Origin of the sequence: Flavobacterium pectinovorum (assembly GCF_022802975.1) — a bacterium.
In the GTDB taxonomy this organism is placed as follows: domain Bacteria; phylum Bacteroidota; class Bacteroidia; order Flavobacteriales; family Flavobacteriaceae; genus Flavobacterium; species Flavobacterium pectinovorum_B.
Window position 1 is genome coordinate 78,148 of the sequence record NZ_JAFEVZ010000009.1, and the last position, 18,708, is coordinate 96,855.

The 18,708-nt window shown below is 34.1% G+C and carries 19 protein-coding genes; 8 read left to right on the plus strand and 11 right to left on the minus strand.

Going from position 1 to position 18,708, the window contains the following annotated elements; translation table 11 throughout:
• Nucleotides 1-50: 50 nt before the first annotated feature.
• From FLV_RS13835 to FLV_RS13845, 3 genes are all read right to left on the minus strand, one after another.
• Entirely contained in the window at nucleotides 51-446 is a 396-nt protein-coding gene (locus tag FLV_RS13835; RefSeq protein WP_243234632.1) for a GreA/GreB family elongation factor, read from the minus strand.
• Between the two features lie 362 nt (nucleotides 447-808).
• Complete coding sequence (locus FLV_RS13840; protein ID WP_243234634.1) at nucleotides 809-1,363, minus strand: thioredoxin family protein; 555 nt, start codon at nucleotides 1,361-1,363, stop codon at nucleotides 809-811.
• A gap of 123 nt (nucleotides 1,364-1,486) precedes the next feature.
• A complete protein-coding gene (locus tag FLV_RS13845; protein WP_243234636.1) occupies nucleotides 1,487-2,380 on the minus strand; it encodes an alpha/beta fold hydrolase in 894 nt (297 codons plus the stop codon).
• 121 nt (nucleotides 2,381-2,501) lie between these two features.
• On the opposite strand from FLV_RS13845, the gene FLV_RS13850 reads away from it, so the two are divergent.
• Nucleotides 2,502-2,837, plus strand: a complete 336-nt coding sequence (locus FLV_RS13850) for a tRNA-binding protein (RefSeq protein ID WP_243234638.1) — start codon at nucleotides 2,502-2,504, stop codon at nucleotides 2,835-2,837.
• 103 nt (nucleotides 2,838-2,940) lie between these two features.
• Here the strand turns inward: FLV_RS13850 and FLV_RS13855 are convergent, their stop codons facing one another.
• From FLV_RS13855 to FLV_RS13870, 4 genes are all read right to left on the minus strand, one after another.
• The gene (locus FLV_RS13855; protein WP_243234639.1) at nucleotides 2,941-3,489 is read right to left on the minus strand and encodes an RBBP9/YdeN family alpha/beta hydrolase; all 549 of its coding nucleotides are present in this window, start codon (nucleotides 3,487-3,489) and stop codon (nucleotides 2,941-2,943) included.
• Nucleotides 3,490-3,585: 96 nt separating this feature from the next.
• Nucleotides 3,586-5,904, minus strand: coding sequence for a beta-glucosidase BglX (gene bglX, locus FLV_RS13860; RefSeq protein ID WP_262916453.1), 2,319 nt, complete (start codon nucleotides 5,902-5,904; stop codon nucleotides 3,586-3,588).
• A gap of 34 nt (nucleotides 5,905-5,938) precedes the next feature.
• Complete coding sequence (locus FLV_RS13865; RefSeq protein WP_243234811.1) at nucleotides 5,939-6,307, minus strand: PUR family DNA/RNA-binding protein; 369 nt, start codon at nucleotides 6,305-6,307, stop codon at nucleotides 5,939-5,941.
• A gap of 68 nt (nucleotides 6,308-6,375) precedes the next feature.
• Nucleotides 6,376-8,154: an ABC transporter ATP-binding protein gene (locus FLV_RS13870; RefSeq protein ID WP_243234644.1), complete on the minus strand. Its 1,779-nt coding sequence runs from the start codon at nucleotides 8,152-8,154 to the stop codon at nucleotides 6,376-6,378.
• A 203-nt stretch (nucleotides 8,155-8,357) separates the two neighbouring features.
• Here FLV_RS13870 and FLV_RS13875 point away from each other — a divergent pair, with 203 nt between their 5' ends.
• From FLV_RS13875 to yajC, 3 genes are all read left to right on the plus strand, one after another.
• Nucleotides 8,358-9,464, plus strand: coding sequence for a Glu/Leu/Phe/Val dehydrogenase (locus tag FLV_RS13875; RefSeq protein WP_317235672.1), 1,107 nt, complete (start codon nucleotides 8,358-8,360; stop codon nucleotides 9,462-9,464).
• Between the two features lie 216 nt (nucleotides 9,465-9,680).
• On the plus strand, nucleotides 9,681-10,592 hold the full coding sequence (nusB, locus tag FLV_RS13880; RefSeq protein WP_243234645.1) for a transcription antitermination factor NusB: 912 nt from the start codon (nucleotides 9,681-9,683) through the stop codon (nucleotides 10,590-10,592).
• A gap of 100 nt (nucleotides 10,593-10,692) precedes the next feature.
• Nucleotides 10,693-10,968, plus strand: coding sequence for a preprotein translocase subunit YajC (yajC, locus tag FLV_RS13885; protein ID WP_243234653.1), 276 nt, complete (start codon nucleotides 10,693-10,695; stop codon nucleotides 10,966-10,968).
• Between the two features lie 268 nt (nucleotides 10,969-11,236).
• Here the strand turns inward: yajC and FLV_RS20010 are convergent, their stop codons facing one another.
• The 4 genes from FLV_RS20010 to FLV_RS13900 all read right to left on the minus strand — a co-directional run bounded on the left by FLV_RS20010 (nucleotide 11,237) and on the right by FLV_RS13900 (nucleotide 14,357).
• On the minus strand, nucleotides 11,237-11,497 hold the full coding sequence (locus tag FLV_RS20010) for a YdeI/OmpD-associated family protein (RefSeq protein ID WP_317235673.1): 261 nt from the start codon (nucleotides 11,495-11,497) through the stop codon (nucleotides 11,237-11,239).
• A complete protein-coding gene (locus tag FLV_RS20015; RefSeq protein ID WP_317235674.1) occupies nucleotides 11,427-11,798 on the minus strand; it encodes a DUF1801 domain-containing protein in 372 nt (123 codons plus the stop codon). The genes FLV_RS20010 and FLV_RS20015 overlap by 71 nt, the downstream gene beginning before the upstream one ends.
• A gap of 27 nt (nucleotides 11,799-11,825) precedes the next feature.
• Nucleotides 11,826-13,103 (minus strand): peptidase T, encoded by a 1,278-nt coding sequence (pepT, locus tag FLV_RS13895; protein WP_243234654.1) that lies wholly within the window; start codon nucleotides 13,101-13,103, stop codon nucleotides 11,826-11,828.
• A gap of 114 nt (nucleotides 13,104-13,217) precedes the next feature.
• On the minus strand, nucleotides 13,218-14,357 hold the full coding sequence (locus FLV_RS13900; protein WP_243234656.1) for a formylglycine-generating enzyme family protein: 1,140 nt from the start codon (nucleotides 14,355-14,357) through the stop codon (nucleotides 13,218-13,220).
• Nucleotides 14,358-14,552: 195 nt separating this feature from the next.
• Between FLV_RS13900 and FLV_RS13905 the strand changes: the two genes are divergently transcribed.
• The 4 genes from FLV_RS13905 (at nucleotide 14,553) to FLV_RS13920 (ending at nucleotide 18,673) form a co-directional block, all read left to right on the plus strand.
• Complete coding sequence (locus FLV_RS13905) at nucleotides 14,553-15,587, plus strand: quinone-dependent dihydroorotate dehydrogenase (protein WP_243234657.1); 1,035 nt, start codon at nucleotides 14,553-14,555, stop codon at nucleotides 15,585-15,587.
• A 173-nt stretch (nucleotides 15,588-15,760) separates the two neighbouring features.
• Nucleotides 15,761-16,627: a hydroxymethylglutaryl-CoA lyase gene (locus FLV_RS13910; RefSeq protein WP_243234658.1), complete on the plus strand. Its 867-nt coding sequence runs from the start codon at nucleotides 15,761-15,763 to the stop codon at nucleotides 16,625-16,627.
• Nucleotides 16,628-16,710: 83 nt separating this feature from the next.
• Entirely contained in the window at nucleotides 16,711-17,271 is a 561-nt protein-coding gene (locus FLV_RS13915; protein WP_243234659.1) for a hypothetical protein, read from the plus strand.
• 1 nt (nucleotide 17,272) lies between these two features.
• The gene (locus tag FLV_RS13920; RefSeq protein WP_243234660.1) at nucleotides 17,273-18,673 is read left to right on the plus strand and encodes a DUF5723 family protein; all 1,401 of its coding nucleotides are present in this window, start codon (nucleotides 17,273-17,275) and stop codon (nucleotides 18,671-18,673) included.
• Nucleotides 18,674-18,708 lie beyond the last annotated feature (35 nt).

Genomic DNA, 18,708 nt, shown 5'->3' on the forward strand with positions numbered 1-18,708 from the left:
TTTTTGTTTTAAATAAAAAAACACCTTCGTAAATGAGGTGTTTTAGAAAATTAAGAATTGGGTACAACAGTATTATTTACTTCAATTATTTTTAATGTTTTTATTCCGGAAGGTAACTCCCACTCAACCTGATCTTTCTCTTTAAAACCAATAATAGCAACGCTTAACGGCGCTAAAATTGATATTTTTCTTTCTTTAACATCTGATAAAGAAGGCAGGACAATTTGAATCTTCATCTGTTTATTTGCTTTAACATCTTCAATTGTTACATACGAATTGATTCGGATAATTGAATTATCAAAAAGGCTTTCTTCGCTGATAATAGCACGGTCTAATTCTTGCGAAAGCAGTCCGATTTCTTTAGCGTTTGTGGTGTTTTTACTTTTTATTATCAATTCTCGTAAGAATTGATAATCTTTTTTACAGAAAATAGGTGTTGGTTTCATACTTGTGTATTATTAAATATTTATAAAGAGCTGTATTAAATTCCGGATTGCGCTGATGAGCAATTGAAATTTAAAATGATTTTTTTAAAATTTTGGTTGAGTAGAAACAGTTGTTCTATTTGAAAGATAAAATCGATTAAATAGAATGACAATTTAAAGTGGGTAAAAATCCTCCGTCTGAAAGAAGAAAAATGAAATTGACGGAGGCCTAATTAATAAAGGCCTTATTGTGTGAAATAATTATAGCCACAATTGGTTTTCTCCTGAAGGAAAACAATAATATAGAAGCTATAAATAATATAATATTCACCATTGAAAACGTAACAGAACAGTAAAGATAAGTAAACAGAATTAAATAATATCTATTTCCATTTAATGTTACAGCCGATACTTGGTTTTTGGGTTTCGTTTAAGCTTCTGTTGTAAATTAAAGCATCAATAGCACTCCGTAAATCGCTTCCACTTAACGGAATTTCGTTTCCGGGTCTTGAATCATCCAATTGACCTCTGTAAAACAAGCGGTTTTGGTTGTCAAATAAATAAAAGTCGGGTGTACAGGCTGCGTCATAAGCTTTTGCCACATCCTGAGTTTCATCAAATAAATACGGAAAATCTATTTTGTTTTCAAAAGCAAATTCAGTCATCATTTCAGGAGAGTCCTGTGGGTATTTCTCAATATCATTGCTGGAAATAGCGATAATACCAATTCCCTGAACGCGATAATCATTTGCAATCATAACAATTTCTTTGATTACGTGAAGTACAAAAGGACAGTGATTGCACATAAAAATAACAAGTGTACCTTTTGCTCCTTTTAAATCTTCAAAAGAAAACTCATTATTCGAATTAGTATCTTTTAGATTGAAGTTGGGAGCAATTGTTCCAAGTGGAATCATGTTTGAAGGAGTTCGTGCCATTTTTTCTAAAGAATTAGTTAGCCAAAAATAACTTTTAATTCTGTAAAAGAAAGTGCATAGCTATAAATATATCCAAAGATTATTACTGAAGTAAAGTTCTTTGGATATATAAATTGTTTTTTTTTAGGTATTTAAAAAATGGAGTAAATCCTGATTCAGTCGATCTTTTTCAGTGTAAAATAATCCGTGCGGCGCGCCTTCGTAAACAATGAAAGTATTATTTGCTATGGCTGCAGCAGTTTTTTCTGAACTCAATTCGATTGGAACATTTTTATCATCGTCACCATGAATAATTAAAGTTGGAACTTTAATGGTGTGGAGTTCATCTCTAAAATCTGTATTTGATAAAGATTCAGCACATTTTAGTGTTGCTCTTGGTGATGCTAAAGAGCATAAATTTCTGTAATATTCGAGTAAAGACGTACTTAAGGGTTTGTTGACTATATTAATGCCAAAAAAAGTTTTACCAAAATTTTCGAGAAATCCTATTCTGTCTTTTCTGATTGCAGCTTCAGTTGCTTCGCCCTTTTCTTTAGGCCGCCCTTCAGGATTATCTTCAGTTTTGGCTAAAAAAGGAATAATTGATGAAATTAAAGCAGCTTTTGTAACGCCTTTTCCACCATGACGGCTAAAATAACGTACTACTTCACCGCCTCCCATAGAAAAACCAACAAGTGTTGCATTTTCTAATTGAAGCTGTTCAATAATTTCACTTAAATCGTCTGTCAAAGTATCGTAATCATAACCATCCCAAGGCTGAGATGATTTACCAAAACCACGACGGTCATAAGCAATTACCCTAAAGTTATTCTGAACTAAAAATTCAATTTGATATTCCCACATTTCGTTAGAAAGCGGCCATCCATGAATCAGAATTACCGGTTTTCCTTTTCCGTAATCTCTCACATAAAGTTTTACATTCTGTGCTGTTTCAATGTATTTATCTGTGTTTTGCAATTGAATATCAAAATTTGAATCTCTAAGAGTTGTATTGGAGTTTATTAGACTATTTTCCATTTTTTATATTAGCTTAATAATTTGATTTGTAAAATTAAAAGCATAGCTTAAAAAAGGGTTATAGAATTAGTAATAACAATTACAAAATTAATAGGTTTGCAAACTAACATCAAATAATAAAATGGATTTAACCTGGAACGAATTTGAAAGAACCGACATGCGTGTTGGAACTATAATTGAAATAAATGATTTTCCTGAAGCAAGAAAACCGGCTTATCAGCTTACAATTGATTTTGGTTCCGAAATTGGTGTCCGAAAATCATCGGCACAAATTACAAAGCGTTATCAAAAAGAAGATTTGCTTCATCGCCAAATTGTAGCGGTTGTAAATTTTCCTAAAAAGCAAATAGGAAAATTTATGAGCGAATGTCTGGTACTGGGCGCCGTAGGTGAGGAGGGAGACGTGATTTTACTGGCTCCTGATTTTAAAATAGAAAACGGACTGAGAATAGGGTAAATTAGTGTTCAGTATTCAGTTCAAAAGTGATTAATCAGTGTTGATAAGAATGCTTAAAAACTGAATACTAAAGATCTGAGCACTAATTACTCTTTAAAATTGATTATTTTCTGATATTAGCAATCAACTGTTGCAAAATTAACTGTCCTTCTTCCCAATATTTTAAATCAGAATCAGAGTTGATGTGTCCTTGCTGTCCCACATTTACAAAATCACTGCCCCACATTTTTGCAAAATATTGTTTCCTTTCAAAAGAAGCATACGGGTCATTTTCGCTAGCCACAACAATTGATGGAAATGGTAATTTATAAAGTGGCATTGGCGAAAAATTTCTGATTACGTCCGGTGTGTGTTCTGGTGAATCGACATCTGCAGGAGCAACTAATAAAGCACCAATTATATTTTTATCAGAATTATTTTTTGCCCAATGCAAGACTAAAGAAACGGCTAAACTATGCGCAACTAAAATTGTCGGGTTTTCAAGTTTTGAAATTACTTCGTTTAAACGTATAATCCAATCTTCCCGAACCGGTTCATCCCAATTATCCTGAAAGAGACGAATTGAATTTTTAAATTTTTCATGCCAAAAGGTTTGCCAGTGTTTTTCGCCTGAATTGCCCAGTCCGGGTAATATTAATAGTTGTGTCTCCATTGCCGTGGATTTTTTTGTTTTTAATTTTACTGATTATTAACAATAATAGCAAAAATATTTTTGAAAAAGAAGTTATTTTGTTCTTAAAAGCAATTTTTACTCCACTTTAAAATCGCCTTCCAGACCATTTTCAGCATGTGATGCAATCCAGATTTTAAAATCTCCAGACTCTGTTTTCAGTTCCATTTTATCATTATAAAAAGCAAGGTCTGAAACAGGAATTGAAAAGTTTACCGTTCTGGATTCTTTAGGTTTTAATTCGATTTGTACGAAATCTTTAAGTTCTCTGACAGGTCTGACAATACTTCCTGTAATATCCCGAACGTATAATTGAACAGTTTCTGTCCCTGTATGGTTTCCTGTATTGGTAATAACAGCAGAAACGTTTAATTTTTCGTTGCTATTGTTTTTCAGTGATGTTTTCTCGATTTTTAAAGTATCATAGGAAAAAGTGGTGTAGCTCAATCCAAATCCAAAAGGAAATTGAGGCTCATAACCCGCATCCAGATAATGCGAATTATTTCCTAATGAACTTTGCCATGCTTCGACCGGAATATCCTGAATAGCTACAAAAGTTTTAGGGTCTGCCGGTCTTCCTGTATTGGGGTGATTGTAATAAATAGGAATCTGACCTACTTCTTTTGGCCAGGTTACCGGTAGTTTTCCTGAAGGGTTTGTTAATCCCAATAATACATCAGAAATTGCAGGACCAGCCATAGTTCCGGGATGCCAGGCCATAATTAATGCATCTGTTTTTGGTAAAACAGCTCCCAGGGTTATTGGTCTTCCCGCCATTATGATTATTACTATTGGTTTTCCTGTTTTTTGTAATTCTGCTATCAATTTCTCCTGTAAGCCCGGTAAATTAATATTGGCCCTTGAATGTGCTTCTCCTGAAAGAATGGCTTCTTCTCCTGCAAAAAATAAAATGACATCTGATTTTTTTGCTTGTGTGATTGCTTCTGCAAATCCTTCTTCAGATAATGAGCGGCTATGTGAAAGCCCGGAAGCATAAAACACATTATTTTGTCCGAAACTATTTTGTAATGCTTTAAGCGGAGTTTGTGAATCTCCTTTGTTACCGTCAAAAATCCATGTGCCTAATTGTTCTCTTCCAGCATCTGCCAGTGGACCAATTACCGCTATTTTTTGATTGGTTTTTAGAGGCAAAATTTGATTTTCATTTTTTAATAGCACGCAGCTTTTACTGGCAGCTGTTCTGGCAGTTTGTAAAGCATCTGCATTTAGCAATGAAAATTTTTCACGGTCTTTAAAATAAGGATTATCAAAAACCCCGGCTCTGAATTTTATTCTCAAAATATTGCGTACCATGTCATCTAATTGCTTTTCAGAAATTTTCTTTTCAGCAATCAGCGCTTTTAAATGATTTGCGTATGACAAACTGGTCATTTCCATGTCAAGCCCTGCTGATGCAGATTTTAATGCGGCATCTTTTTCATCGGAAGCATATCCATGCGGAATCATTTCAGTAACCGAATTCCAGTCGCTTACGACAAATCCGTCATATTTCCATTCTTCGCGTAATATTTTTTTAAGCAAAAAACTGTTGCCTGAAGCCGGAATTCCGTTTAGGTCATTAAACGAACTCATGAAAGTTGCGGCCCCTGATTTTGCTGCTGCTTCAAAAGGTTTTAAATACACATTTCGAAGTAACGATTCGGACATGCTAACCGTGTTATAATCTCTTCCTCCCTCAGCGGCGCCATAGGCTGCAAAATGTTTTGCACAGGCTAAAATTTGTCCAGGGACAGCAGGGTCGTTTCCCTGAAATCCCTTAACATAAGCTATTCCTAGTCTGGAAGCTAATAAAGGATCTTCACCGGGAGATTCTGCTATTCTTCCCCAGCGGGCATCTCTGGCAATATCAACCATTGGTGCGTAGGTCCAGTTTATGCATCTTGAATAGGATTCATTAGCAGCAATTTTTGATGTTTTCTCCACTAATTCCATATCCCAGGATGCAGCTAATCCTAATGGAATCGGGAAAATAGTTTTGTATCCGTGAATAACATCCCTGCCAAATAATAGCGGAATATGTGTGGGACTTTCCTCAACAGCGATTTTTTGTATTTGAAGGACAAGATCAGGGTCGGTTAAGTTTAAAATGGCTCCGGCCAATCCAAGTCTGACTTCTTTTTTAAGTTCTTCTGATAAACCTTTGCTTCTGCTTGAAGTTCCTTTCAGGCAAAGTTGTCCTATTTTTTGTTCCAAAGTCATTTTTTTAATGACCTGATCTATTTTTTTTTCAATATTTAAATCTGGTTTTTGACTGTACGATATTGAATTTATCAAGAGAGAAACTGATAAGAAATAAAAGAATCTTGTGGTTAATGTTTTCAAGGCTAGCAGTTTTAAAAATCTAAATATATAAAAAAAGTCCAAAATGCAGGACATATTGGACTCGTACTTTTTTAAAAGCTATATTAGACTAGATATCGTCGAAATCAATATCTGTAAAACTTGATCTTTGTTCTTCCGTTTTATCAGAGCTGTATTCTTTTTTAAAATCTTTTTGATGTCTTTCAGATATTACTTCTTCGCCTTTGTGGTTCAAGACATAAGAAGTCATTTCTTCTAAAATTTCAGCAAAAGAGCTAAAATCTTCTTTGTACAAATAGATTTTGTGTTTTTTAAAATGAAAAGACCCATCCTCTTCAGTAAATTTTTTACTTTCTGTAATCGTGATATAGTAATCGTCAGCTTTAGTAGCTCTCACATCAAAGAAATAAGTTCTTCTTCCTGCTCGTAATACTTTAGAAAAAATCTCTTCTTTTTCTAACATGTCATTTTCTCTCATAATACGTTCTATCATTTTTGGAATTAATAGTACTCAAAAATCATAAAAAAATATCTATTATACAACAATTAAAGTAATTCTTTTTCCGAAAGTTGTTTTAAATATAAAGACGAATAATAGCCTTCCTGATTTATTAATTGATTATGAGAACCTTGTTGTATGATTTTACCGTCTTCTAAAATGATTATTTTGTCAGCATTTTTTGCAGACGATACCCGATGACTCACTATAATAGTCGTTTTGTCTTTACAAATTTCAAACAAATTATTTAAAATTGTCTCTTCGGTTTCGGTGTCAACCGCCGAAAGACAATCATCAAAAAGCAAAATAGCCGGGTTTTTAATAATCGCCCTTGCAATAGAAACGCGCTGCTTTTGTCCGCCGGAAAGCGTGATGCCTCTTTCGCCCAGGATGGTATCATATTGTTTATTGAAAGCCGTAATATTATCATGAACCACAGCATTTTTAGCCGCTTTAATTACTTCGTCATCAGTAGCATTTTGATTGCCAAATTTGATATTGTTTTTAATGGTGTCCGAAAACAAAAAAGCATCCTGAGGTACAATTCCGATGTTGTTTCTCAAATCGTTCAAATTCAAAGTGCTGATTTCGTTTTCATCAATTTTAATTTTTCCTTCAGTAACATCGTACAGTCTTGAAATTAAAGATAAAATAGTTGATTTTCCCGAACCTGTTTTTCCTAAAATAGCAAGGGTTTCTCCTTTTTTAACTGAGAAGGTTACATTTTTAAGGGCTTCAATATTTGTATCCTGATAAGTAAAGCTTACATTTTCGAAAACAATTGAACCCTGAATTTCTGATGAATCAGGATTGTTGTTTTTGATTTCAGGTTCTATTTTTAAAAATTCATTTAAACGTTTTTGTGAGGCTTCTGCTTCCTGAACCATTGATGAGACCCATCCAAGAGAAGCTACAGGCCAGGTAAGCATATTAACGTATAAAATAAATTCGGCAATGGTTCCGATGTTCGGAATCGTTCCGTTGATGTACATCACGCCTCCAAAATAAATTACAACCAAATTACTGATTCCGATAAGGGCAATCATCAAAGGACCAAACAGCGATTGCACTTTGGCCAGGTCTAAGCTTTTCTTTTTGCTTTCATCGGAAAGATCAATCATGTTCTTTTGATGCTGATTTTCTAATGAATAGGCCTTAATAACACGAATTCCGGAGAATATTTCCTGAGTAAAACTGGAAACTTTTGATAAATATTGCTGAAAAGTGGTACTGCGTTTATTGATTTCAGAACTTAGTTTAAAAATACAATACGAAAGAATCGGTAAAGGCAAAATGGTATATAATGTCAATAATGGTGAAACATTATACATATATAGGATAACAATCGCAAAACGTATAAAAGTATTGATTGTGTACATCACGGCAGGACCAACGTACATTCGAACTTTTGAAACGTCTTCGCTGATGCGGTTCATCAAATCTCCGGTTCGGTTTTGTTTGTAAAAATTTTGAGAAAGGTTCTGATATTGGCTGAAAACCTCATTTTTTAAATCAAATTCAATATGACGGGACATTACAATTAAAGTCTGGCGCATTAAAAAGGTTAAAAATCCGGCGACCATTGCACTTCCTATGATTAATAGTACGTTATGAATTAAATCTTGTTTGTAATATCCAATAATAATTGAGGACTGTCGGTTAACTTCAGATAATTTTAAGAATTTTTCAATAGTATCAAAAGACTGACTAACCAGTTTTGGAGTAAACAAGAAAAATATTTGTGCGATTATAGTGATTAAAATTCCAAAAGAAAAACTGTATTTGTACTTAATGAAATATTTGTTTAAATAGCTTAATTCTTTCATTTTTTTAAGAAATGTGGTGTTGAATTGATTTAAAATTTTAAATTATTATGAATTAAAAGTATAATAAATTGCAATTTAATCAAAACAATTATATTGTGAAATTATTAATTTAAAGTTTAAAAATTAGCACATGTGTATTTTTTATGTATGTTTGATTTGTCTTTTTGACGAATTCATAATTTTAACTAAACAATACTAGCGCTATGGATGCAACTTTCGCAACTGGAAAGGAACTTCAAAAAATGGATCCCGTTTTTGGTCAGTTATCTTTTAACGATCACGAACAAATTGTATTTTGCAATGACAAAGATACAGGTTTAAAAGCAATTATTGGTATTCATAATTCTGTTATGGGCCCGGCTTTGGGAGGTACAAGAATGTGGAATTATGCTACCGAATGGGAAGCTCTAAACGATGTTTTGCGTCTTTCAAGAGGTATGACGTATAAATCTGCCATTACCGGACTTAATATTGGTGGAGGTAAAGCGGTTATTATTGGTGATGCTAAAACGCAGAAAACACCTGAACTGATGCGTAAATTTGGTGAATTCGTTCATTCTTTAAGCGGAAGATACATCACAGCGGAAGATGTTGGAATGGAAACAAAAGACATGGACACTGTAAGAGATGTAACACCTTATGTAACGGGAATCTCTGAAGAAAGAGGCGGTTCCGGAAATCCTTCGCCTGTTACGGCATACGGAGTTTATTTAGGGATGAAAGCCGCTGCTAAAAGTCAGTTTGGTTCTGATGTTTTAGAAGGTAAAAAAGTTTTGGTTCAGGGAATCGGACATGTAGGTGAAACTTTGGTTGAATATTTAACGAAAGAAGGAGCGCAGGTAACGATTACTGATATCAATGAAGAAAAATTGTATCAGGTTGCTTCAAAATACAATGCCTCAATTTATACAGGTGAGGATTTATATACAGCCGATGTTGATATCTACGCACCTTGTGCAATGGGAGCAACTATCAATGATAATACAGTAGATAAAATTAAAGCGAAAGTGATTGCCGGTGCTGCAAACAATCAGTTGGCAGATGAAAATGTTCATGGGGCAAGATTACAGGAAAGAGGAATTCTATATGCTCCGGATTTCTTAATTAACGCTGGTGGAATTATCAACGTTTATGCTGAATTAGCACATTATGGAAAAGCTGAAATAATGAGCAAAACCGAAAATATCTATAATACAACTTTAGAAATTATCGATTTTGCTGCCAAAAACGGTTTGACAACGCATAAAGCTGCGCTTACAATTGCTCAGAATCGTATCGATCAAAGAAAAATCGAGAACAGCAAAAAATAATTTTCAAACAATAGTTTAATTTTTAGTCTCAGTTTTTAGTTTCGGTTTAAGCCGTTACTGAAAACTGAGATTTTTTTAGACTGAAACTGAATTGGTTTTTTAGGTTTTTTTTATCCGATTAAATTTTAATATAATGTCTTTAATTCTTATTTTTGCAGACTAATTTTTAAAAGTTCTTACAAGGTGGTAAATAGAAGACACTTACGCGTTAAAGTCATGCAATCCATTTATGCAATGCATCAAAGCGGTTCTGATAATCTGGAGAAAGAAGAAAAATTTCTTTTTTACAGTATTGATAATATTCAGGATTTATATCTTATAATGCTTTCTTCGTTGATTGAAATTTGCAAAAAGGAATCAGTATTCTTGCACCTTTCAAGCAAAAAACATCTTGCAACCGCTGCAGAACGTAATCCGAACGAAAAATTCATCAAAAACAAAATTTTTCAGCTTCTTGCCGAAAGTAATTCTCTTAGCATTGCTTTAGAAACCCGTAAAATCAACAACTGGTCTTTAAACGACGATTATATCATTTTACTTTTAAATGATATTAAAGCGAGCGATTTGTATAAAAATTACATGAGTAATAAGGTGAATACGTTTGAAGAAGACAGACAATTTGTAATTGATTTGTTCGAAAATGTTATTGTTCCGAATGAAAAATTATATGAGTATCTGGAAGATGATAAATTAACGTGGGTTGATGATATTCCGGTTGTAAATACGCATATTGTGAAGCAGTTAAAGGCAATTAAAACAGAAGATCCGGATGCTTTTAGGGTTCCGAAATTGTATAAAGATGTTGAAGATAGGGACTTTGCAAAAGATTTGTTCAGACGTACCGTTTTAAACGAATCAGTTTTAGCAAAAGAATATGATGATAAAACGCCAAACTGGGACAGCGAAAGAATTGCAGAAATCGATACGATTATCCTGAAAATGGCGATTTGCGAGTTTTTGAAATTCCCTTCAATTCCGGTAAAAGTAACACTGAACGAATATTTAGAAATTGCAAAAGAATATTCTACACCAAAAAGCAGTATTTTTATCAACGGAATTTTAGATAACCTTGTAAAAGAACTTACCGCTAATAAAAAGATGGTTAAGGTTGGAAGAGGATTAATGTAATTTGAAATAAATTCCAAAAGACAAGTTTCAATGTCACTCTGAGCGGAGTCGAAGAGTAAACAAGAATATTTTAAATATAAATCAAAAACAGAATTTAATTATGGGACAATTAAGTCAATTTGCGCCATTTCTTTTAATGTTTGTGGTAATCTATTTCTTTATGATAAGACCACAGCAAAAAAGAGCCAAAAACGAAAAAGAATTTGAAAGCAATCTAAAAGTAGGGGATAAAATAGTTACAAAAAGTGGTTTTCACGGTAAAGTTGCTGAATTGGCTGAAACTACAGTTGTAATCGAAACGATGTCTGGAAAATTAAAATTAGAGCGTTCTGCTATTTCTTTAGAAATGAGTGCTGCTTTGAATAAAAAAGCTTAAGTTTTTTTTTAAAAATTCCAAAAAATATAAATCCCAAATTCCAATTTTATAATGGAGTTTGGGATTTTTTGTGTTCGATCTTGTCATTCCGAGGAACGAGGAATCTCCGTAAGTAGCTCCAGAATCTATATCGCCAATCTTTGTAGAGTTACTCGAGGAGATTCCTCGTTCCTCGGAATGACAAAAAGTAAAAACCTTTGTCAAAGTTTTAAACTTTTGACAAAGGTTTTATATAGTTTTGGAATTTAAAAATTGGAATTTCTAAACGTTATCTGTATTTATCATTCAGTCCAACATTCCCTAAAATCATCGGAATCACTTTTTCTATTCTGGATATTTTAGTTTTTTCCTGCTTAGCTGATTCAATATATTCTAAAAATTCATATTGCTTGTAAGGAGATAACTTCTGAAATGCTTCTTTTAAAACAGGATTCTGATCCATTTCTTTTTTTAAAAGTTCAGATATAATTGCTTCTTTTTTTGGAAGGTTTGATGACTTTTCCTTGTTTTTCGTTTTCAATCGCTTCATGAATGTATTCTAAAACTTCTTTTTCATTGACTTCATTTTTCGAAGTAAAACGCCACTGACGTAAAGACTTTGTTAGATTCTCCTGAGCGTTTATCAGTTTCTTTTTTTCGTCTTTCAGGAAAACTCCGTTGAAAAACCAAATGGCAAAATAATCTTTAAATCCGCCAAGGCCAATTACGTTTTTCTTTTCGTAAACATAAACCGGCCCGCCCCATTTTGTGGTTTCGGTCAGCTCAGTTTTATCGATAATAGATTTAAGAAGCAGCAGTTCTTCTTCCCATTGGTCTCCGTATTTCCAAATGCCTTAATTCTCGGATTTTGATTCCAATTATTTTCTTGTTTTAGATTTTTCTGGTGCGTCAAAAATTCCCGGTATTGCAGTTAATTCCGCAATTTTTACAATTACATCAGTTGCTTTCTGAATGCTTTCAGCGGGAACATATTCGTATTTTCCGTGAAAGTTATGACCACCTGCAAAAATATTTGGGCAAGGTAGTCCCATAAATGACAATTGAGATCCGTCTGTTCCGCCACGAATCGGTTTGATGATTGGTTTTATATTCAGTTCACGCATTGCTTTTTCGGCAATATCCACAATATGTTTTACCGGAAGTACTTTTTCTTTCATATTGTAATACTGATCTTTAACTTCAGTAATTACAATGTCTTCGTCATATTGCTTAGCGAATTTTTTATTGATTTTTTTGGCAATCTTTTCGATTAGCTCTTTTCGTTTTTCGAATTTTTTCCTGTTATGATCGCGGATGATCAATTCTAAAACCGTTTCTTCAATGTTTCCTTTTATGTGATGAACATGAAAAAAGCCTTCATAACCTTTGGTTTCCTGCGGCGTTTCTCCTTTTGGAAGCTCGTTGATGAAATCATTTGCAATCAGCATTGAATTGATCATTTTTCCTTTCGCATAGCCAGGGTGGACACTTTTTCCTTTAAAGGTGATTTTCGCTCCTGCAGCATTAAAGTTTTCGTATTCTAATTCACCAATCTGGCTTCCGTCCATTGTGTAAGCCCATTGTGCGCCAAATTTCTCTACATCAAAATGATGTGCCCCGCGTCCAATTTCTTCGTCAGGGGTGAATCCGATTCTGATTTTTCCGTGTTTGATTTCAGGATGCTGAATTAAATATTCCATTGCTGAAACAATTTCGGTAATTCCTGCTTTATCATCAGCTCCTAAAAGTGTAGTTCCATCAGTTGTGATAATGGTCTGTCCTTTATATTGTAATAAGTCTTTGAAGTAATTTGGAGATAAAATGATGTTTTTTTCGGCATTCAAAACAATGTCTTTTCCGTCATAATTCTCTACAATCTGAGGTTTTACATTCGCTCCGCTAAAATCCGGAGAAGTATCAAAATGCGAAACAAATCCAATAGTTGGAACTTCATGCTCAACATTACTAGGCAGGGTTGCCATAATGTAGGCCTTGTCGTCTATGGTTACGTCTGATAAACCAATCGTTTTTAGTTCTTCGACTAATTTGTTGGCAAGATTCCATTGCTTTTCGGTACTCGGCGTTGTTTGTGAATTTGGGTCTGATTCGGTATCAATTGTTACATAACTGATAAAGCGATCTATGATATGTTGCATTTTTTTGAATTTTTAGCAAAGATAGAAAAAAAATCTGCTGTAAAATTTAGCTTTCAATATCTGAATTAATAAAAAAGGGATTCTGTATAGAATCCCTTTTGGTGTTTTTAGATTTTATTTACTTTTTGCACATCTAAAACCAACATGGTTGGCGGCAGATCTGATTTCACCTTTTCCTCTGGTTCCTACCATGTATCGGGTGCAATATTGATCTGTACATAAAAATGAACCGCCTCGGTGTACTCGTTTTATTTCAGCGGTATCATTCGGATCGTAATATGCATCAGGTCCTTGTGGGTTTCTGGCAGTTTTGCCGTTTTCGGCTAATGACTTGTAATAATCAACGCTGTACCAATCGTGAACCCATTCCCATACATTTCCGGCTATATCGTATAAGCCGTATGCATTTGGGGTGTATTGTTTTGTTGGGGCTATTCCTTTAAAGCCGTCTTCACCAGTGTCGCCGTTTTTTATTGGGAAATTCCCTTGATAAATGTTGGCCTGAAATTTTCCGTTAGGTTTTAAATTATTTCCCCAGGCATACAGGTTACCTGATTTTCCTCCTCGTGCTGCAAACTCCCATTCGGCTTCTGTTGGGAGTCTTTTTCCTGCCCATTTTGCATAAGCTTCAGCATCTTCGTACACAACATGTACAACAGGATATTTTTCTTTTCCTTTAATTGTACTTTGCGGTCCTTCCGGATGTCTCCAGTCAGCACCAGGTTCATAACGCCACCATTGCAGAAAATCATTCAGATTAACAGCTGCTGATGTAGGAGTAAAGACAACAGAACCGGTAATCAAATCTTCTTCGCTTGCCGTTGGAAATTCCTCTTTCGTTGGTTTTTGTTCGGCTACCGTTATATAACCTGTCGCTTTTACAAATTTTTCAAATTCTTCATTAGTTACTTCAGTTTCATCCATATAATAACCATCTACATATACACGATGTATTGGAGCTGCATCTTTAGTAACCCCTTTTATACTGCATAAACTTTCGTCCTCTACATTTGATCCCATAGAAAATTCACCTCCCGGAATCCATACCATACCCTTTGGAGCTTTTCCTGTGGGTTTATTTTTGTTTTCAATGGTTGGTTTAAATGCATTTGTATCTGAAGTATTAGGGATTTCATGACATTCTTGTGTTACAGTTTCTTTTTTAGGTACAGGAACTAATTTAGTGTAACCAAATGCTATTGAAATAATGGAAATAGTAAGTAAACCGAAGATCCAAAAGGTTTTGTTTTTCATTGAAATAGTTTTTATCTAGAGATAATCTTTGTGACTTGTCAAAAATAAATAAAATATTCTACTTATTCTATAGGATTAGTTATTATTTTATTTTTGAAAAGATCAAACAAATAGAATTTATATGTGTTTATAAAAATACGCATTTTTAAAGTTTAATATTTAAATTTGCATCCAAAAAAATAACAACACACACTTATGTATAAATTGCTAATCCGCCCGATACTTTTTTGTTTTGATCCTGAAGAAGTACATTATTTGACTTTTTCATTTGTTAAATTCATTTCAAAGATTCCGGGAGTTTCATCAATTATCAAATCGATTTACGAAGTAAAAGACGCCCGATTAGAAAGAGAAGTTTTTGGAATTAAATTCAAAAACCCGGTTGGACTTGCTGCGGGTTTCGATAAAGATGCGAAACTGTACAAAGAACTTGGAGATTTTGGTTTTGGTTTTATCGAAATAGGAACCGTGACCCCGGTTGGTCAGGAGGGAAATCCAAAAAAACGTTTATTCAGATTAAAAGAAGATCAGGCGATTATTAACCGAATGGGGTTTAATAATGGTGGAGTTCTGGAAGCTGTTGAGCGATTGAAAAAGAATTCGGGAGTTTTGATTGGCGGAAACATCGGAAAAAATAAAGTAACCGATAATGAAGATGCTGTTAAGGATTATATCATTTGTTTTGATGCACTTTTTAATCACGTAGACTATTTTGTAGTGAATGTAAGTTCACCAAATACGCCAAATTTAAGAGCTTTACAAGATAAAGAACCTTTAACGGCATTGCTTCAGACACTACAAAACAGAAATATTGAAAAGCAAAAAACAAGTACTCAAAAAGTAAAACCAATTCTTTTAAAAATTGCTCCGGACTTAACAGATGAGCAGTTATTGGATATTATTGACATTATAAAAACAACCCAGATTGCAGGTGTAATTGCAACAAATACAACAATTTCAAGAGAAGGGTTACAATCTCAAAATCAATCAGAAATGGGGGGGGTGTCCGGGAAACCACTAACAAAACGTTCGACAGAGGTGATTCGTTTTCTTTCGGAAAAAAGCAACAAAGCATTCCCGATTATTGGAGTGGGCGGTATTCATTCTGCCGATGATGCCATCGAAAAACTGAATGCAGGTGCGAGTTTAGTGCAATTGTACACTGGTTTTATTTATGAAGGACCCGCATTGATAAAAGCAATCAATAAAAAAGTTTTACAACAGTTGTAAAAGAAGAGACTGTACAATTAAACCGATAATTATTGTATTCCACTTTTTTGTAATAGTTATATTTATTACGCTTTTTGGTAATTTTTAATAAACCTGTAAAAATAATTCAGGAAAGAGTTAATTTTTATTTCTTTAAAAAACAAACTAACTTAGCATTTACAAAAGAGAAAGCTTTGAATAAAGAAATCAAAATCATCGAATGTCCACGTGATGCCATGCAGGGTATCAAAACTTTTATTCCTACTAAAAATAAGGTTTCTTATCTACAGGCTTTGCTAAGAGTGGGCTTTGATACGATAGATTTTGGAAGTTTTGTGTCTCCCAAAGCGATTCCTCAAATGCAGGATACGGCAGAGGTTTTGGCACAGCTTGATTTATCTCAGACAACAAGTAAACTTTTGACAATTATAGCCAATACACAAGGGGCGCAAACTGCGGCAGAACATGAAGCCATTCAGTATCTGGGATTTCCTTTTTCGATTTCAGAGAATTTTCAGATGCGAAATACGCATAAAACAATTGCCCAGTCCTTAATTACACTACAGGAAATTTTTGAAATTGCTGATAAAAAAAATAAAGAAGTTGTAACCTATCTTTCAATGGGATTCGGAAATCCATACGGAGATCCGTGGAATGTTGAAATCGTGAGCGAATGGACAGAAAGATTATCTGAAATGGGGGTCAAAATCCTGTCGCTTTCTGATACTGTTGGTAGCTCAACGCCGGAAGTGATAACCTGGCTTTTTTCTAATTTAATTCCGAAATATCCTCAAATAGAATTTGGAGCGCATTTGCATACAACACCCAATAGCTGGTTCGAAAAAATTGACGCCGCACACAAAGCGGGCTGCACACGTTTTGACGGAGCAATTCAGGGGTTTGGAGGCTGTCCTATGGCAACAGATAAACTGACAGGTAATATGCCTACGGAAAAACTCATTTCTTATTTTACTGCCAATAAAAAAACTACAGGTTTAAATTCTCTAAGTTTTGAAAGTGCTTACAACGAAGCTTCAAAGCTGTTTGGTAAATTTCATTAAGATTATTCGTATATTTACTGTAATTATCACAATAAGTGATGGTTAAGTGACGTTGTTTTTAAATAACTTAATCTTTTTTAGTTATGAAGCCAGCAGACATAAGTAAATTTGCAACACTTTTAGTTTTGGTATTCCTGAGTTTTTCGTGTTCAAGCGATTTAGATTTTGATCAGATTGATGATTTGAAATTGGAACCCATTGTAGTAGCTAATTTAACCTACTTTAATATTCCGGCAAAAGATTTTATTGATAACGGAAATGAAAACAGCATTGTTTTTGACGCTCAGGATTTTAATCCGTTCAGAAACTCGCTGATGCGGGAAGATTTGATAAAGGCCGAATTTAATTTCGAAATAACAAACACAATCAACAGGGCCTACAAAATTGATTTGGTTCTTATCGATGCCCAAAATAATACTATTGAAACATTAAGTTTTAATATCCCGGCTTATTCCGGCACTACTAATATTCTAAATTTTACTGAAGTTTTTGAAAATCAGCGTTTGCTTAACCTTAAAAGACTGCGAAAAATAGGGTTTGTAATCACCATGGCGGCAGGTCCTGCGTTAACCGAAAACAGTCCCGGGGAGTTAAAACTCCGCTCGGCAGGAACACTAAATTTTGATATCGAAATAGAAGATTGATATGAGAAAAGCATATCTAATTATAGCGATCCTTGCTCACATCTTTTGTTTTTCTCAAAACAAACAAATCCTGTATAATTTTACTTCGATTCCGCAGTCGTTACTTGTAAATCCGGGTGCCGATGTGTCCTATAAATATTTTTTCGGGGTTCCGGCATTGTCCGGCATTTCGGCAAATTTTGGTTCGAGTAGTTTTTCAGCGTATGATTTATTCGCTGATAACGGAGTCGATTTTAATGATAAAGTAAGGAATGTTGTCAATAAATCATCTGACAAAGACAAAATATACACCAATCAGCAGCTCGAATTGTTTTCCGGAGGATTCAGGATTGGAGGTGAAGAAAGTAAATCGTATATTTCTTTTGGAGGTTATCAGGAACTTGATTTTTTAATGTATGTTCCAAAAGATATCGCAATTTTGGCTTTAGACGGAAATAGGGACCACATTGGAAAATCTTTTAATTTGGGAGATATAAATTTACGTGCCGAAGTACTTTCAGTCTTTCATGTCGGATTTCATAAAAAAATGAGCGATAAGCTGGTATTGGGTGGTCGAATCAAATTATATTCGAGCGGAGCCAATGCAAATTCTACTAAAAATTCCGGATTTATTTATACCACAAACGGAACAGCTGATCAAAATATTTATTATCAATATATTTCTTCTAATTTAGAATTGAAGACATCCGGAATTGGTGCTTTTACAAAAGATGAATATGACGGAAATATAACCAAAGATCTTATTCATAATACATTCTTTAATGGAAGTCTGGGATTAGGTTTTGATGCAGGAGTTACGTATTATTATAGAAAGAACCTTCAGTTTACGGCTAGTATTATTGATGTTGGTTTTATCAGGCATACAAAAGATATAGAAACGATCACTTACAAAGGAAGTTATGAATACAAGGGTGTAAACCCAAGTTTTGATTTTACGAATGAGCCCGAAAATGTTTTGGATGATTTTCAAAAAGCTATTCCACGAGATACACTTTATAATAAATACACCACCTGGCGGCCTGCAAAATTCAATACTTCTGTCGAATATTCGTTTGGAGAATCCAGATTTGATGATGGAGAGTGCAGCTGCAAAACTCCAAATGAGCGACTATATGTAAATGCAATTGGAGCGCAGTTTTTCGCCATGACCATGCCAAAAGATCCTTTCGTAGCTTTTACAGCTTTTTATAAACGAAGACTCTTTCGGAAATTAGAACTCAAAACAACTTATACAGTCGATTCGTTTTCTTATAAAAACATCGGTTTGGGAGTAGCAGGAACATGGGGAAAACTAAATATGTATTTCCTTGTCGACAATGTATTAGCGTATAGGGATATAGCCAAAGCCAATAGTGCTGCATTTCAGTTAGGTATCAATTTTGTTTTTCAGGATTCCGATTAGTTTTTGAAATTTAGAACTTAGACATTAATATTTGA

What these genes read in the sequence shown, in the direction of transcription:
- FLV_RS13850 (WP_243234638.1), top strand. Translation starts at nt 2,502, where the DNA reads ATGGATTTAACCTGGAACGAATTTGAAAGAACCGACATGCGTGTTGGA.
- nusB (WP_243234645.1), top strand. Translation starts at nt 9,681, where the DNA reads ATGCAATCCATTTATGCAATGCATCAAAGCGGTTCTGATAATCTGGAG.
- FLV_RS13845 (WP_243234636.1), bottom strand. Translation starts at nt 2,380, where the DNA reads ATGGAAAATAGTCTAATAAACTCCAATACAACTCTTAGAGATTCAAAT.
- yajC (WP_243234653.1), top strand. Translation starts at nt 10,693, where the DNA reads ATGGGACAATTAAGTCAATTTGCGCCATTTCTTTTAATGTTTGTGGTA.
- pepT (WP_243234654.1), bottom strand. Translation starts at nt 13,103, where the DNA reads ATGCAACATATCATAGATCGCTTTATCAGTTATGTAACAATTGATACC.
- FLV_RS13920 (WP_243234660.1), top strand. Translation starts at nt 17,273, where the DNA reads ATGAGAAAAGCATATCTAATTATAGCGATCCTTGCTCACATCTTTTGT.
- FLV_RS13900 (WP_243234656.1), bottom strand. Translation starts at nt 14,357, where the DNA reads ATGAAAAACAAAACCTTTTGGATCTTCGGTTTACTTACTATTTCCATT.
- FLV_RS13915 (WP_243234659.1), top strand. Translation starts at nt 16,711, where the DNA reads ATGAAGCCAGCAGACATAAGTAAATTTGCAACACTTTTAGTTTTGGTA.
- FLV_RS13870 (WP_243234644.1), bottom strand. Translation starts at nt 8,154, where the DNA reads ATGAAAGAATTAAGCTATTTAAACAAATATTTCATTAAGTACAAATAC.
- FLV_RS13840 (WP_243234634.1), bottom strand. Translation starts at nt 1,363, where the DNA reads ATGGCACGAACTCCTTCAAACATGATTCCACTTGGAACAATTGCTCCC.
- FLV_RS20010 (WP_317235673.1), bottom strand. Translation starts at nt 11,497, where the DNA reads ATGAAGCGATTGAAAACGAAAAACAAGGAAAAGTCATCAAACCTTCCA.
- FLV_RS13865 (WP_243234811.1), bottom strand. Translation starts at nt 6,307, where the DNA reads ATGAGAGAAAATGACATGTTAGAAAAAGAAGAGATTTTTTCTAAAGTA.
- FLV_RS13855 (WP_243234639.1), bottom strand. Translation starts at nt 3,489, where the DNA reads ATGGAGACACAACTATTAATATTACCCGGACTGGGCAATTCAGGCGAA.
- FLV_RS13905 (WP_243234657.1), top strand. Translation starts at nt 14,553, where the DNA reads ATGTATAAATTGCTAATCCGCCCGATACTTTTTTGTTTTGATCCTGAA.
- bglX (WP_262916453.1), bottom strand. Translation starts at nt 5,904, where the DNA reads ATGTCCTGCATTTTGGACTTTTTTTATATATTTAGATTTTTAAAACTG.
- FLV_RS13835 (WP_243234632.1), bottom strand. Translation starts at nt 446, where the DNA reads ATGAAACCAACACCTATTTTCTGTAAAAAAGATTATCAATTCTTACGA.
- FLV_RS13875 (WP_317235672.1), top strand. Translation starts at nt 8,358, where the DNA reads ATGGATGCAACTTTCGCAACTGGAAAGGAACTTCAAAAAATGGATCCC.